We start from the raw sequence: 15781 nt of genomic DNA on the forward strand, positions 1-15781 counted from the left end.
ACAGCGCGCAAAAAAGATGCGTCAATAGCTTGAAATTTATTTGAGCGCTCAAATAAACTTTACGAACGCGCACCCGATCTGTAAACGGAAGAGAAAGGGATGGAACAATTTGACGGTTGATAACAGATACGATGTGATTGTGGCTGGCGCTGGTCACAACGGATTAACCGCCGCCGCCTATTTGGCGCGCGCTGGCATGCGTGTTTTGGTGGTCGAAAAGAACGACTGGATCGGTGGCGCGGCAGTCAGCCGGTCGTTACACGAGGGTTGGACATACTCGAACTGCTCATACGTTTGTTCCCTCCTGCGGCGCGAGATTGCTAGGGACCTCGAGCTACCAAAATACGGTCTTCAGGTTATTCCGTATGAAGGCGGCGCGAGCTTCACGCGCGATGGGGATTACTTCGCCTACTATTCCGACCACAACGCTCTGAAGCGTGAGATGGAACGTCATTCTGAAAATGATGCCGACGCCTATCGCCGCTATTCGCAAGCCATCATGCGGCAATGCCGTTTTATCCGTCCGTTTTTACTTCGGGACGCACCGGACCCCGCTTCTCTCCATCCGCGCGATCTCGGCGAACTGGCATACCTCGTAAAAAAAGCACATGGGCTGGGTAATCGGGAGCTTGGTGAAACGCTGAAATTCTGGACAATGTCCATTGGTGACTTTCTAGATGAACACTTCGAAAACGACCTGATTAAAGCCCATTTGGCAGGTTCAGGTATTATCGGAACCGGCCTCGGAGTGTACTCGCCCGGGACGGCCTACGTACTTCTTCATCACTACATGGGGGACATTGATGGCGGCATCGGTGCTTGGGGTTTCGCGCGCGGCGGGATGGGCGCGATCTCGAATGCGATTGCTGCCTCATTCAAAGAGCACGGGGGTACGATCCATACGGGTTCGGGGGTTGAGAAAATCCTCAGTAAAGACGGCCGCGTTGAAGGCGTGGCTCTTGAAGACGGCAAGGTTTTTTATGCCCCTGTCGTTGCCTCCAATATGGATATCAAACGCACTGTTCTGCACCATATTGACGCGGCCGAGTTACCGGATGACTTCACCAAGGCGGTGCGAAACTTCAAAATCCGTGGGTCTTCGGCTAAACTCAACATCGCTCTTGACCGCTTTCCAAATTTCCCTGCAGCACCCGAGCACACCAGCTTTCTCAGGGGTGATTTGCATGTGTCGCAGAGCCTCCTTGAACTTGAAAAGGCCTATGATGATTGGAAAGTCGGGCGCTGGTCGGAAAAGCCTTATATCGACATGCTCATCCCCAGCCAGATTGATCCGACTATGGCGCCAACAGGTGCCCACATGATGACGGTTTTCGTCCAATATGCTCCTTATGATCTAGAAGTCGACGGCGTTAGATCCGCAGAGAATTGGGATGAAAAGCAGCGCAGCGCGATGGCAGAAACTGTACTCGACCAGATGTCTGTGGCCTGTCCCGATATTCGCGAGCGCGTCGTTCATATGGAAGTGCGTTCACCATTGGAAATCGAGCGCGAGGTCGGTCTAACAGAGGGCAACATTTTCCAAGGCGAACTAACTTTTGATCAGCTTTTCTTCAATCGGCCCGTCCCGGGTTGGTCGCAGTACAATTTACCAATCAAGGGGCTTTATTTGTGCGGGTCGTCCGCTCATCCCGGCGGTGGGGTTATGGGAGCCCCAGGTGCAAACGCTGCCCGGGCTATTCTCAGGAAAGAAACACGACATGGCCGAATGAAGGGGTATGCCGCATGAGCCAATTTGATGCGATTGTTATTGGCGGCGGTGTAAACGGCCTGATTGCCGGAACACTACTTAGTAGACGCGGCAAGAATGTCTGTATAATCGAGAAATCCGACAGGTTCGGCGGCATGGCGTCTTATTCTGTGGACGGCGGCCCGACTCTCGCCCACTCGCTTTACAACCTGAGCTCGCGGGCCTTGGGTGATGTCGGCATAGATACTCAACACCCTGTCCTGTCCGGTAAACCCGTCTCCACAGTCTCTCTGTCTGAGGATGGGCGGCACATCGTCTTCAAGAACGACGGCGTGTACTGGAGCGACGGGACGAAACATCCGGAATCAGATGCCTGGTCCGTTCTGACACGCCAGTTAATTACGTATGGAGACCTTTTGCGCCAACTCGCCGAGGCTCCACCTCCTGGGGGTCAAAAGGCCATCCTTTCCAGGGGTGGACTCAACGAGTTTTTGCGCCTGGCAAAACTGGGCATAGGCCTGAAAAAGCTGGGTAAATCTGAAATGCGGCGTTTCCTGCAGATTGTCTTATCCAATGTCCAAGACATTGTCATAGATGACCTTTCGGGAGGACCGGTGGCTGGAATGCTTGCTGCTGATGCAATCTGGGGGACAGCCACCGGTCCAAGATCTCCGGGCACGGTGTTCAATTTGATCTATCGTTTCGGTCACGGAGGGACCATCACTCAACCAGCAGGCGGGATGTGCGCGTTAACCGACTTGATGGTGGAAGCTGCACAAAAGGCAGGTTGCCTGCTTATGCCGGACACTGAAGTATCCCGCATTCTGTTGGATAACGATGCAGTCTCTGGAGTGGAAGCCACTGATGGACGAACCATTGCGGCACCCATTGTGCTCAGCAACCTTGCCCCAAAACTAACAAGCCGAATGACCGGCCCATCTGCCTTTGACATCGAAACGATGCGGCGAGTGCGAAATATACGGGCGCGTGGAACAACGGCAAAGGTCAATCTACGGCTAAGGGATGGCTCCGCCCTACCCGGCCTGAGCGACGAGTTGGCTCAAGAACGTCTTATCTATGCTCCCTCTGTGGAATACGTCGAAGCTGCGTTCAATCCGGCCAAGTATCGTCAAATGTCCAAAGCACCTGTGATTGAAGCCTTCAAAGTGCAGACAGCCGACGGGGCAAGCTGGCTGTCAACCATTGTGCAATATGCGCCATCTGACCTTGAAGGCGGCTGGACCGAGACTGCAAAGGAACAGCTGGCGCAAATTACAGTTGAAACTCTTAGCCGCGCCCTGCCCGGCTTGGGTGATCAAATTGCAGGTAGACAGGTTATAACACCGGATCAAATCGAAAGCGCAACCGGAGCGCCCGGCGGGCACTGGCACCATGCAGAAATGTCTTTGGACCAGCTCCTGACACTTCGGCCCGCGAACGGGATGTCCAGATACTCCATGGGGCCGAAAGGGCTGTTCCAATGCGGTGCAGCAACGCACCCCGGTGGTGATGTCATGGGTCTCGCTGGTCGCAATGCGGCGCTGGCGACACTAGAGGCTCAGCCATGAGCATCTTTACCGATCCAAAACTCGGTTTGATACCCGGGCCGTTTCACAAAAAACTCGAAGAGCAAAATCGCGCACAAAATTGGTACGATTGGGCCGGCTATGCTGCCCCAGGTCTGCTGGACAGTGTCGAGTTCGAGTACTTCGCGCTGCGAAATCAGGCATCCTTGTTCGACATCTCGCCAATGCACAAATACCGATTGACCGGGCCAGACACGACCGCGATGCTCAATCGCCTCGTGACTCGGGACGTCCGAAAAATCAGCGTTGGTCGCGTGGGGTACGCAGTCTGGTGTGATGAAGAGGGTATGGTCATCGATGACGGAACTCTTTTCCATCTTGGCGACAACGATTGGCGCCTTTGCTGTCAGGAACAAATGCTGACTTGGTTGCTAGATGCTGCATGGGGGTTTGACGTTTCAGTCGTTGACGAAACTCACAGTGTTGCTGGACTTTCGCTGCAAGGGCCGACCTCTTACGCAGTTTTGGAAGCCGCTGGTTTAGATGTCAGCAAGCTGAAGCCATTCGATCTCGCCCAAATTGACCACAGTCTCATGATCTCGCGGACGGGTTTTACCGGTGATTTAGGTTACGAGCTCTGGTGCGACTGGGGCAAGGCAGAAGCGCTTTGGGACAGAATTTGGAAAGGTGGCGAACATCAGGGACTGCGCGCCATTGGATACGAAGCTGTAAACTTGGCCCGCATCGAAGCCGGTTTTCTGACCGCAGGTGTGGATTTTCAACCGGTTCATGCTACCGAACGGTTGCACCGAGGCCAAACACCATTCGAACTTGGTCTGGGCCGGCTAGTCGACTTCAACAAAGGTCATTTCAATGGCCGGCGAGAGCTGCTGTCCAAGCGAGAGGCTCCAAAAAGCCTCCTCATGCGTTTCGATGTTGAAGGTTTCAAGCCCTCAGAAGGGTCATTGATCTACAACCGACGCAAAAAAGAAATTGGACACATAACGTCCGGAATATGGTCGCCGACCGCCAAGCGCAACATTGCGTTGGCCCATGTCCGTATGCCGGATGCTGGTCGGTCATCCGGCTGGAAGGCCGAGATTTACACTCTGCAAGAAGGCAAATGGCGCACCAGGATGGCGCGCCTCACACCTGTCACCAAAGCCTTTTTCGCACCGCCCCGCGCGCGTGCTACGCCACCGGCTCGTACCTAAAGGAGAAGCAGACGTGAACACCCTAGGTAATACACCAACCGACGGCGACCTTGTCGCTTGGGATCGCGACCATCACCTACATCCTTGGGCCGGAACCGACGGCTTTGGGTCCGACGAGTACATGCGGGTAAATACAGCGGATGGTATCTACCTTTGGGATGCTGCCGGGAAGCGATATATTGATGGCCCTGGCGGAATGTGGTGCACACAGATTGGATATGGGCGTCAAGAGATGGCCGATACCATTTCTCAACAGGTTATGAAGATGCCCTACGCGTCGCCGTGGTCGTTTACGACCGAACCCGCGGCCGTTTTGGCGCGAATGATCGCCGAACGTACACCAGGCGATCTGAACACGGTGCACTTCACGACCGGTGGGTCTACGGCCGTTGACACCGCACTGCGGACCGCACTTTTCATGAACAAACGGCTTGGCCGACCGGAGAAGAGGATCGTGATCAGCCGGGAGAAAGGCTACCATGGATCTACCTTTCTCGCCGCGACTGTCACTGGGAAAGAACGTTTCGAAACGAGCTTTGAGAAAGCTCAGGATCTGGTGCGTTTCCTTCCAGACGTGAATCCCTACCACCGGCCAGAAGGCATGAGTGTTGATGCCTGGTGCGACACCAAAGTTGCTGACCTTGAGAGCCTGATTGCTGAGGTAGGTGCCGACCGTGTTGCCGCCTTTATCGCTGAACCGATCCTGTGTTCCGGTGGCGTGATCGTTCCACCTCCGGGTTATCATAAGCGCACGCTCGAAATTTGCCGGGCAAACGACATTCTTTACATTTCGGATGAAGTCGTAACCGGATTTGGAAGGCTGGGTCATTGGTTCGCCTCAGAAGAGGTCTTTGGCATCGTCCCTGACATTATCACTTGCGCAAAAGGTTTAACCTCGGGCTATCTGCCGCTAGGTGCCTGCGTAATCTCGGACGCAGTAATGAAACGCATTTCAGACGCACCGGGCGACGATGTTTTCTACAACGGCTACACATACTCCGGGCACCCTGTGAGCTGCGCGGCTGCCATTAAAAATATTGAAATCATGGAGCGCGAGGACATTCTAGGACACGTTCAACGCGTCACACCGCATTTCCAGGACCGCCTAAATCAAATAAAGGAAAAGTTTCCGATAGTTGGGGATGTGCGCGGTCACGGGCTCCTCGGGTGCATAGAATGTCGCCCTGAACTGAACGTCGAGAGTTATGAAGCGCATGTGAAGTTTGGACAGAAACTGGACGATGCGTGCGAGGAGATGGGACTCCTCTTGCGACCATTTGGAAACATGGCCGTGTTCTCGCCCCCTCTGATCATAACTCTGTCGCAGATAGACGAAATGTTCGACATCATGGAAGCTGGTATGGCGCAGGTCAGCAAGGACTACGACGCATAACGGTCATCGCGCCCATTCAAAGTTCCAGTCAGATCAGGCAGGTTTCCGACCACGGATGTGATGCGGGCAATGCTCTCCGGTTTTCAACACTGGCTGCATAGCGTCCCAGATCTCGATCTGATGTTCAATAAACTCCGCACCATGACGAGCTTCCCAGTCGACTCGGTTTGGCCCGGTCAATTCCTCCAGCTCAGTAGCTGATACCTGAGCATACCAAGCGTTGCGGTTGACTAACTCTACGTCTTCAAAGCCAGCCAGCTCCATAGCAGCGCGGTACTTAGAGGGCGACGCCATCTGAAACTCCAAGGCTTCCATCTTTACGTAGTGCGCCATTTCCGGTGACATCTCACCATCATGATTGGTCAGCCAGTCAGAAGCAGCGAAATGACCGCCTGGTTTGAGCACACGATAAGCTTCCGCAGCCATCGTTACCTTGTCGGGGATGTGGATGATCGAGTCCTTCGAAAACACAACGTCAAAAGTACCATCTTCGAATGGCATTGGACCTGGAGTGACCTGTATGATTTCGACCTTTCCCTCCAGATCCGCCTGCCTAACTCGCTCTTTCGCAGTCGCGCAAACCGGGGCTTCTACATCAATCCCCGTAACTCTAGCGGCGCTGAACTCCCTTGCCATCAACACTGCGATCGCCCCAGATCCGCATCCTATATCAAGGATATGCTTATCTTTCAGATCAACCCCTTCAACAACACGAGCAACTTCTTCAGGGCCTCCCGGTGAAAGAAATCCCTCCCCCCAAAGCTCCTCCAGAAAGCTAATTGCCTGTTGGTCATATAGGATTTCGTCTGACATAGGATTCCCCCGCATCTGATTGTCAGTCAGTCACTGTAGTGAAACCTTTTCTCTCATCTCAGACAAGCTTTATCGCGAAATCGCAGGTCGAAGATTCAGCTATAATTGAATGATCATTCAGTCAGTAGACATCAAGTAATTTGACTGGTATTCGGAGATAAGAACGCCTAAAAGGATTTTCTCGCAATGGCTGACACCCTACCGACGCATGCCCAAACCGTGATTATTGGTGGGGGGTCGATCGGCGCGAACACGGCCTATCACTTGACTAAGCTCGGCCATACCGATGTTGTCGTTCTGGAACAGGGACAACTGACATCAGGGACCACTTGGCATGCCGCCGGCCTGATCGTAGCTGGCCTCCTTAAATCCGAAGCTGAGTGCGCTATCTACACGCACGGTCGAGACCTTTATGCGAACCTAGAGAAGGAAACCGGTATATCCACAGGTTTCCGCGACGTTGGATATCTGCAGATTGCAACCAATGAAGAACGCCTGCATGAGATGCGCCGCGTCGCCGCCTTCATGCGGCGTTTTGGGATAAACAACCACGAAGTCTCAGTGAAGGAAGCGCAGGATATGTTCCCTATAGGGGACCTATCAGACGTCGTTGGAGCATTCCTCATTCCGGAGGATGGTCGGGCCAACCCGGTGGACGTGACAATGTCTCTGACCAAGGGAGCCAAAAACAGAGGCGCACGTTTCTTCGAAGGTGTGCGGGTTGAAGAGATTTTAGCCAGGAACGGCACCGCGACAGGAGTCCGCACCGCGAACGGTCATACCATAACAGCCGAAAACGTTGTGATCTGCGGTGGCATGTGGTCTCGCCAACTTGGTGCAAAACACGGTGTAAATCTACCGCTCCAGGCGGCTGAACACTACTACCTGATAACGGAAAGTATCCCGGGCCTACCTCGCGATCTACCCGTTCTCGAAGACCCTTCCACCTTCACTTATTACCGTGAAGAAGTCGGCGGGATGATGTTAGGGCTTTTTGAGCCCTGCGCTGCGGCTTGGAAGCTCGATAGTATCCCGGATGAATGGCAATTCGGAGAGATTGAACCAGACTGGGAACGTGTTGGGCCCGACCTGGAGAAAGCCTATTCGCGCGTGCCTGACACCATGAACTACGGTGTCAAAAAACTATTCTGCGGTCCTGAGAGCTTTACGCCTGATCTTGCGCCGCTTGTTGGCCCGACGCCTGAACTGCGCAATCTCTGGGTTGCATGTGGGATGAACTCACTTGGCATCCTGAATGGCGCGGGTACGGGAATGGTTTTGGCCCATTGGATGGTGGACGGCTTGCCGCCCATCGATGTTACCGGCATCAACGTCAATCGCTTTTCCCGTGAAATGGCGACACCGGCCTTTCGACGCGACAGAACACCTGAGTTGCTGGGAAAGCTCTTTGGACAGCACTACCACAATGAGAACTACAAAACGGCCAGAAACGTTAAGCGTTCAGTGCTCTATGACCGTCTCAAAGCGGCCGGAGCATTTTTCGCCGAAGGAAATGGTTGGGAACAACCTGATTGGTTTGCTCCGACGCCCGAAGAGGCCAAGGTCGAGAACTATAGTTGGTATCGCCAAAATTGGTTTGAATGGCACGCTGAAGAACACCGGACAGCACGCGAGGATGTCATCGTAATGGACATGACATCAATGGCGTGTTTCAGCGTCGAAGGACCTGGTGCCTGCGCCCTACTCTCTCGCCTTTCTTGCAATGACGTTGATGTTGAACCCGGTCGTGTCGTCTACACAGCCTGGGTAAATGAACGGGGTGGTTTTGAGGCTGACCTTACAGTTACCCGGCTATCCGATCAGAGATACTGGGTCATCGTAGGAGAAAACTCGGCGGGTCATACCGAGATGCGCATGCGACGGCACATCTTGGACGACGAGAACGTAGTTATAACCGACATCACCGCAGGGCGCTGCCAAATCAACGTTCACGGCCCCAAGTCGCGCGAACTACTGTGCAGAATATCCGGAGCCGATTTGTCGGACGAAGGTTTTCCCTTCATGACGGCGCGTGAAATCGACATCGGATATGCCGTAGTCATGGCCTATCGCGTGACGTTTATTGGAGAACTCGGCTGGGAGCTTCACGTACCCGCCACTCAGGCCGTGCAGACCTACGATCTGATTATGGAAGCAGGTCGAGATCTGGGTGTTCGCAATGCTGGAATGCAAACTCTCAACTCCCTACGGCTAGAGAAGGCTTATCGTGATTTCGGAATTGACGTGGACAACACGGACAACCCAATTGAGGCCGGGCTTGGTTTTGCCGTCAAATTGGACAAACCTGGTGGCTTCATCGGCAGGGAAGCACTCGCCGCGATCAATGCGAAAGGCACGCCCAACAACCGGATGTTGCAGTTCCTACTAAAAGTCCCAGAGCCTCTCATGTACGGCAATGAGATGATTTATCTAAACGGCAATGAAGTCGGATATATTCAAGTTGGCGGATATGGACACACGCTCGGCGCTGCTGTCGGCATTGGTTTTGCCGAGATTGACGAACCGTTGACCGCGGACATAGTCGCTACGGGGCATTGGCAGATCGAAATTGCAGACGAGAAGTATGATGCAACCGCCTCGCTCAAACCGCTTTATGACCCCGGCATGCAAAAGATAAAGTGTTGAAGCGGCCGTTCGTTGCTTTTCCTCAGACCGGGAAGTGTTTTGGGAAAAACCGCGACAGCGAAAGCATGCAAACATCCCTGAATTCCCGACGATCAGCCACTTTGGGATACAACATCAAGCTTAGCCACGCCCCATCAGACATCGCCTCTACAGCACGGGCTGTTTTTTCCGGATCGAGATCGTCGTAACTACCTTCGGTAATCAATTCACCGCACAGGCGCAAAATTCGATCATATCTTTCGTTGTCATATTTATTATGGATCTTCAGATAATTAGGCCGGTACTTTGCCTGCCCCCAGAAAGCAAACCAGACAGCCAAGCGCTTGTGGGTGCAGATACTTTTGTCAAAATCCGCTCGAATGATGGCTGCCAGCCGATGTGCGGCTGTAGGTTCCGCATCGTCGTAAGACTTTAGCCAATTCTCATAATGCTCTTTTGCAAGGAAACCCAACGCAGCGTCATACAGTGCTTCCTTGCTGTCGAAGTGATAGTTCACAACGCCATGAGACAGATTGGCAGTTTCGGTCACATGTTTGAGCGTCGTGTCAGAAAACCCACGCTTAGAGATCGAGTCGATGGCCGCCATTATCAACTGCAAGCGACGAACTTCAGGAGGTTCGGTGCGTCGTTTTTTCTGAAGCTCATGCGTCTCCAATTTAACTCTCCTCTCTTTCGGCCATTTGCCTGTCCAGCAAATCCGCTCTCTGTTGTCGGAACATAATTATTGCTGCGATGGCAACGCAAATAGCAATCACAAGAATCATGATGGTTGCTAGCGCGTTGATGTCCGGCCTGAGGCCCAGTCGAATGCGTGAAAAGATCAAAATTGGCAAGGTATTTGCGCCAGGGCCAGTAACAAAACTTGCTATAACCAAATCATCGAGAGACAGCGTGAATGCCAGCAACCATCCCGAAATTAGTGCCGGCGTCAGCTGTGGGATCGTTATAGCCGTCAGAACTTTGAACGGTTTTGCGCCAAGATCGGCGGCCGCTTCTTCCAGTGTTTGCCCCACACCGGTTAAGCGTGCCTGAATTGTCACCGCCACATAGGCCATAGAAAAGGTAATATGCGCGATTGTAATCGTCGCAAAACCACGCTCTGCAGGCCATCCGATCACCTGGTTCAGAGAGATGAAGAAAACCAGCAAAGACAATCCGGTTATCACTTCAGGCATCACCAAGGGCGCGACCAACATCCCTCCGAACAAAGTCCGCCCCTTAAACCGGCCAAAGCGCACCATAGCAAGACCTGCCAAGGTGCCAAGCGCTGTGGCAAATGTAGCGTTCACAATGGCAATCTGAAGACTGAGTGAAACAGCACTCCAAACTTCGGCAGATTGAAAAAGCTCCTTGTACCAGCGTAACGACCATCCACCCCAAACTGGTACCAGCTTGGAGTAGTTGAATGAGTAAACAACCAACAGGATCATTGGGATGTAAAAGAATGCCAGTCCCAAGGTCAGCATGATGGTTAAGAAACGGGAGCGTTTGGCGTACATCTATTGCTCCTCCGCTGCTTTCCCTTGGTAGTGCTGGAAAACCATGATTGGCAGCACCAGTATGAACAGCAAAACAATCGCAACTGCGGCGGCCACTGGCCAATCGCTGTTTCTAGAGAACTCATTGTAGAGAACCCGCCCAATCATCTGCACGTTGCCGCCACCTAACAGATCGGGGATAACGTATTCGCCGGTCGCAGGGATGAAGACCAGCAGTGAACCAGCGACAATTCCAGGCATCGTCAGAGGTAATGTGATTTTGAAGAAAGTGTTCGTTGGTTTGGAACCAAGGTCGGCGGCTGCCTCGTTTAGGCTGTTGTCCAGCTTCTCCATATTCGCGTACAGCGGCAGGATCATGAACGGCATATAGGTATAGACGATTCCGATATAGACGGCGAATTCCGTGTAAAGCATGCGGATCGGCTCATCGATCACCCCCAGCGCTATCAGAAGGTTGTTGATCGTGCCTTGATCCGCAAGCAGGCCCATCCACGAATAGACCCGCAACAAGAAAGACGTCCAAAACGGAAGAATGATTGCAAACAACAAGAGCGGCTTCGCGACCGGCCCCGATCGTACAATTGCATAGGCAATAGGGTAGCCAAACAAGAGGCACAAGAACGTACACGTTACTGAAATCTTGAGTGAATTTACGTAAGTGTCAAAGTACAGGCTGTCTTCCCAGATGTAGACAAAATTGTCGAAGACTAGGCGGATTGTCATGATCCCGTCACCTGTCCACTCAATTAAACTTGTGAATGGCGGGCTCGCAATCGCCAGCTCAGCTAAGCTTATCTTTGCGACAATGAAGAACGGTGCCAGAAAGAATACAAGTAACCAGAAGAACGGTATGACAGTGACGATCTGACGCCATCTGTTCTGGATACGCCGCATCACTAAACGGATCATGGGTTGTCGTTCAACCTGCGGCGGTTCGAACATATCCTCGGTGAAATCCGTCATGAGTGGAGCAACATGGCGCTAGACGGATCCCAGCTGATATTCACCTTGTCTTCCCAGGTTAATCGCTGCGCAGCATGCGTCGGACGTGACTGGTTGGGCTGAGTGACGTCGAAGATTTCGCCATTGGGAAGCCTTACCTTGTAGATCGATGTCTCTCCCAAATACCCAACATCGTCGATAACGGCCGCTGTCTGGTTCGCGCCCTCAGCAATTGCATCAGATTTCTCAAGTCGAATTTTCTCGGGCCTCAGCGCAACCCAAATCTTGCTGCCAGCCTTAACAGAATGACCGTGATCAATATAAACTTCGCAGAACTCGGTTTCGACCCGAACATGGTCGGCCCCATCCTCGGTCACCCTGCCCTCAAAAATATTTGCTGATCCGATAAAGTCAGCCACAAAGCGGGATTCTGGAAACTCGTAGATCTCTGTCGGAGTTCCAATCTGTTTGAAGCGACCCGCGTCCATAACCGCCATTCGCGAAGACAGGGTCATTGCTTCTTCCTGATCGTGAGTCACGACGATGAACGTGACGCCGACCTTGTCCTGAATGTTGGCAAGCTCAAACTGCGTTTGCTTGCGCAGTTTTTTGTCCAAAGCAGCCAAAGGTTCATCCAAGAGCAGCAGCTTTGGACGTTTGACTAGGGCCCGCGCCAAGGCAACACGCTGGCGTTGCCCACCGGACAATTGTTTAGGTTTTCTCTTTTTGAAATCTTCCAACTCAACAAGCTTGAGGATGTCGTGAACTCTGTCCGCAATGTCTAGCTTGGGGACATGGTCTTGCTCCAACCCGAAAGCCACGTTTTTTTCGACGGTCATATGCGGAAACAGCGCATAGCTTTGGAACATCATATTGGTCGGACGTTCGTAGGCTGGCACATCGGCCATATCGACTCCGTCGATAGTGATTGTGCCACTGTTCAATTCCTCAAACCCAGCAAGCATTCGAAGCAGTGTCGACTTTCCACATCCAGATCCGCCTAAAAGGCAGAATAACTCTCCTTTGTAGATATCCAGATCAACATTGTCGACAGCGGTCACTGCACCATATTTCTTGGTTACGCCTCTGATTTTGACCAAAGGTTGCTGCTCTTTTTGATCAAGCCGTGGTTCTGGGCTGACAGCCGTGGAAACAGTCAATTTGGGCCTCTTAGTCTGCCAGTCGGGATCCGGGGATTCAGTAGCGAACCGGTCAGGTCCGCTACTGAATTTGCCAGTATGGGTGGATTTAGTTTCCGGCCTTAAAGTCAGTCCAGGTACGTGTCTGCAAGCGCTCGACCTTGGGAGGAAGAACGGCGGTCGTGTACATCTTGGCAACCTGATCCGATGTTGGGAACGCGGCTGGGCTGGAAGTTACAGCCTCATCGACCATCGGCTTGGCAGTCAGGTTGGCGGTCGCGTACCATGTGAAGTTACTATCATTAGCCGCAACCTCGGGGCGCATCATATAGTTCAGGAAAAGATGTGCGTCTTCTTTGTTCGCGGCGTCTTCAGGGATCAGCCATCCATCTATCCAAAGCTGCGCTGTACGATCACCTTCGGGCAGGAAGAAGTCTAGCACGACACCAGTGTCGGCTTCAACTGCGCCAGACATGGCAAGGAGACCATCAGGGCCCCATGTGGTTGAGACACAGAACTCTTTCTGGGGCATCCGTTGATAAGCATAGTTATCGAAGGTTTTGATGTATGGCCTGATTTCCGCCAGCATCTCTCCAACCTTCTCATAGTCTTCCTTGTTTGTGGAGTTCGCATCCAGGCCCATATGCGCCAAAGCCATCGGAATGATGTCGCCTGGGGAATCCAGGAATGAAACGCCGCACTTGGACAACTCTTTCATGTGAACAGGATCGAAAACCATATCCATCGATCCTATGGGGGCATCTGGATACGTCTCTTTCACCAATTCTTCGTTGTACGTGACGCCGTGCGTTCCCCACATATATGGAATGAAGTGTTGGTTGCCTGGATCCCATTCACTTGACAACTGCTCCATGATTGCGGGGTCGATGTGCTTGATATTGTCCAGCTTCGACATATCCAGCGGCGCAACAATACCCGCTTTTATCAATCGAGCCGTATCACTGCCGGCATGACTAACCACATCATATCCGCTGTTTCCCGCCAGTAGCTTCGCATCAATTGCTTCGGCAGAGTCATACGGATCATAAATAACCTTAATACCGTATTCTTTTTCGAAGTTCTCGATTGTGTCTTCAGCGATGTACTCTCCCCAATTCGTAACCTTCAACACACGCTCTTGCGCGTAAGCCGATCCCGAAACTGCAGTAGTAGTTGCCGCTATAACTGTAATTCCGGCGATTTTCCTGATTGAGTTCATAACTTCGCTTCCTCTCCCTGAGTGGTGGCTGAATTTGTCTTGCCTTACTTGCTAGTCTGTCTTCTCGAATGATCGCGCCTGCGTTGCGGGCGCGATCACCAAGCACCCCATTCTCCCAAGTCGCTATATTTTTATCTGACTGGTCATTCAGAACGGTAGTCCGCTGAATTCTGCACTGTCAAGCTTGGCTGAATGAATTTTGATCATATCGCTACATATCACTGGTTTTGTATCTGATTTGAGCAGGTAAATCGAAAACCATCGACCAAGGAAACCTCACGGGCGTGACTAGCAGCACATTTTTGAATGATCATTCAGTCAGAAAAAGTTGACGAGCAACTCAATTTAAGCGACACCTACACTCAGTCGAAGAGTGGCGGATCCAGCAAGGCAAAATTTTCAATCTTGGACACTGTCCCCACCTGAGACCCTAACTGACCAAACCAAAACTATGCGGGTTGCTCCGATGCGCGACGAAGCCAGAAACACAGAAATTCCCGCCAATTGGGACCGTCGCGGGTTGCCCGGCTGGTGCTATCACAGCAACGCCCTTCTTGAACTCGAGAAGAGCGAACTTTTCAAAACGCATTGGCAAATCGCGTGCCACGTTTCGGATGTTCCGGAACCCGGTAATTTTCTGTGTTTTGACATGTGCGGTGAACGCGCCCTGATCTTGAAGGACAGCAACTCGGACATCCGCGCGTTTCTAAACGTTTGTCGTCACCGCGGCTCTCGGCTGGTCTCGAAAGAGCAAGGAAAATGTGCAAACGCTCTAGTTTGCCCATTTCACGGCTGGGTTTACAATCTTGATGGAACGTTACGCGGCGCCGCCCGTCCGGAGTCGTTCCCCGATCTAGACAAGCACGAGTTTGGCCTGAAAGAGATTGAAATGGAAATCTGGCAGGGTTTTGTCTTTGTCCGTTTCAAACCTGGACCCCAGCCATCAGTAGCCGAACTGCTAGCCCCGATTGAACAGGAAGTCTCTGCCTACAAAATGGCCGAACATGTCCCGACGGACGGAATCTGGACCGAGGAGACTCCTGTAAACTGGAAATCGATCAGAGATGTCGACAACGAAGGGTATCATGTCCCGCTCGCGCACCCTGCCCTTCAGGATTTATATGGTTCGACCTATTCAGACGAACCATATGTCGACGGCGTCTCACGCTCCGATGGAAGATTCACTCCGACGAAGGGCCGCAGGTGGGCTGTTCGCAACTACAAGAAATTCACTAGACCACAGCCTCACCTGCCGGAACACTTGCACAAAACTTGGCTTTACTACGGCATTTTTCCAAATGCGGTAATAGCCGTCACACCTGAGACGACCCTCTTTTATCAAGAGTTTCCGATCACGACGGATAAATCCATTCTACGGAGCGCGACATACCGAAACTCGAACGAAGACCGCCAACAAAGAGCGGCACGCTACCTTGCCGCTCGGATTGATCGAGAGACAGTGGAAGAAGATATTCAGCTCACGATATGGTCCAACGAAGCCATGGCTTCAGAGGCGTTCGAGGGCTTCTATCTTTCTGATCTCGAGTACGGCGTACGCTCCCATCATGACCATCTCAGGAAAATTCTTCCAATCTACAACTCTGAATCAGCACCTGGAGAAGATGAAGTCGCCGCGTTGAATGATGCGATGTCAGCTGAGCCGAAATCGTGACGAAAGGTAT

General features: G+C 52.4%; 12 protein-coding genes. 6 read left to right on the forward strand and 6 right to left on the reverse strand.

The annotated features are described in order from the left end of the window. Positions 1-109: 109 nt before the first annotated feature. Genes GOV85_RS02875 through GOV85_RS02890 form a run of 4 tightly spaced genes read left to right on the forward strand, consistent with a single transcriptional unit; the run spans position 110 to position 5841 of the window. Entirely contained in the window at positions 110-1747 is a 1638-nt protein-coding gene (locus tag GOV85_RS02875; protein WP_170482774.1) for an NAD(P)/FAD-dependent oxidoreductase, read from the forward strand. Continuing rightward, complete coding sequence (locus tag GOV85_RS02880) at positions 1744-3276, forward strand: NAD(P)/FAD-dependent oxidoreductase (RefSeq protein ID WP_170482778.1); 1533 nt, start codon at positions 1744-1746, stop codon at positions 3274-3276. Before GOV85_RS02875 ends, GOV85_RS02880 begins: the two co-directional genes overlap by 4 nt. Continuing rightward, positions 3273-4448 carry an aminomethyltransferase family protein gene (locus GOV85_RS02885; protein ID WP_170482781.1) on the forward strand — a complete coding sequence of 392 codons (1176 nt, stop codon included), beginning with the start codon at positions 3273-3275 and terminating at the stop codon, positions 4446-4448. The genes GOV85_RS02880 and GOV85_RS02885 overlap by 4 nt, the downstream gene beginning before the upstream one ends. A 13-nt stretch (positions 4449-4461) precedes the next feature. After that, on the forward strand, positions 4462-5841 hold the full coding sequence (locus GOV85_RS02890; RefSeq protein ID WP_171174833.1) for an aminotransferase: 1380 nt from the start codon (positions 4462-4464) through the stop codon (positions 5839-5841). A 33-nt stretch (positions 5842-5874) separates the two neighbouring features. Here GOV85_RS02890 and GOV85_RS02895 read toward each other — a convergent pair whose 3' ends face one another. Next, positions 5875-6654, reverse strand: a complete 780-nt coding sequence (locus tag GOV85_RS02895) for a class I SAM-dependent methyltransferase (protein WP_170482788.1) — start codon at positions 6652-6654, stop codon at positions 5875-5877. 186 nt (positions 6655-6840) lie between these two features. Between GOV85_RS02895 and GOV85_RS02900 the strand changes: the two genes are divergently transcribed. Then, positions 6841-9300 (forward strand): FAD-dependent oxidoreductase, encoded by a 2460-nt coding sequence (locus tag GOV85_RS02900; RefSeq protein WP_170482791.1) that lies wholly within the window; start codon positions 6841-6843, stop codon positions 9298-9300. Between the two features lie 22 nt (positions 9301-9322). On the opposite strand, the gene GOV85_RS02905 is transcribed toward GOV85_RS02900, so the two are convergent. The 5 genes from GOV85_RS02905 to GOV85_RS02925 form a co-directional block, all read right to left on the reverse strand. Further along, the gene (locus tag GOV85_RS02905; RefSeq protein WP_170482795.1) at positions 9323-9955 is read right to left on the reverse strand and encodes a TetR/AcrR family transcriptional regulator; all 633 of its coding nucleotides are present in this window, start codon (positions 9953-9955) and stop codon (positions 9323-9325) included. Position 9956: 1 nt separating this feature from the next. Next, the gene (locus tag GOV85_RS02910) at positions 9957-10799 is read right to left on the reverse strand and encodes an ABC transporter permease subunit (RefSeq protein ID WP_170482798.1); all 843 of its coding nucleotides are present in this window, start codon (positions 10797-10799) and stop codon (positions 9957-9959) included. Then, positions 10800-11708, reverse strand: coding sequence for an ABC transporter permease subunit (locus GOV85_RS02915; RefSeq protein ID WP_371810599.1), 909 nt, complete (start codon positions 11706-11708; stop codon positions 10800-10802). It abuts the gene before it with no gap. Positions 11709-11758: 50 nt separating this feature from the next. Next, entirely contained in the window at positions 11759-12901 is a 1143-nt protein-coding gene (locus tag GOV85_RS02920; RefSeq protein WP_170482804.1) for an ABC transporter ATP-binding protein, read from the reverse strand. Positions 12902-12989: 88 nt separating this feature from the next. Further along, a complete protein-coding gene (locus GOV85_RS02925) occupies positions 12990-14099 on the reverse strand; it encodes an extracellular solute-binding protein (protein ID WP_170482807.1) in 1110 nt (369 codons plus the stop codon). A gap of 466 nt (positions 14100-14565) precedes the next feature. On the opposite strand from GOV85_RS02925, the gene GOV85_RS02930 reads away from it, so the two are divergent. Continuing rightward, on the forward strand, positions 14566-15771 hold the full coding sequence (locus tag GOV85_RS02930) for an aromatic ring-hydroxylating dioxygenase subunit alpha (protein WP_170482810.1): 1206 nt from the start codon (positions 14566-14568) through the stop codon (positions 15769-15771). The last annotated feature ends 10 nt before the right edge of the window (positions 15772-15781 follow it).

This window comes from Ruegeria sp. HKCCA4633, from assembly GCF_013034605.1.
Lineage (GTDB): Bacteria > Pseudomonadota > Alphaproteobacteria > Rhodobacterales > Rhodobacteraceae > Ruegeria.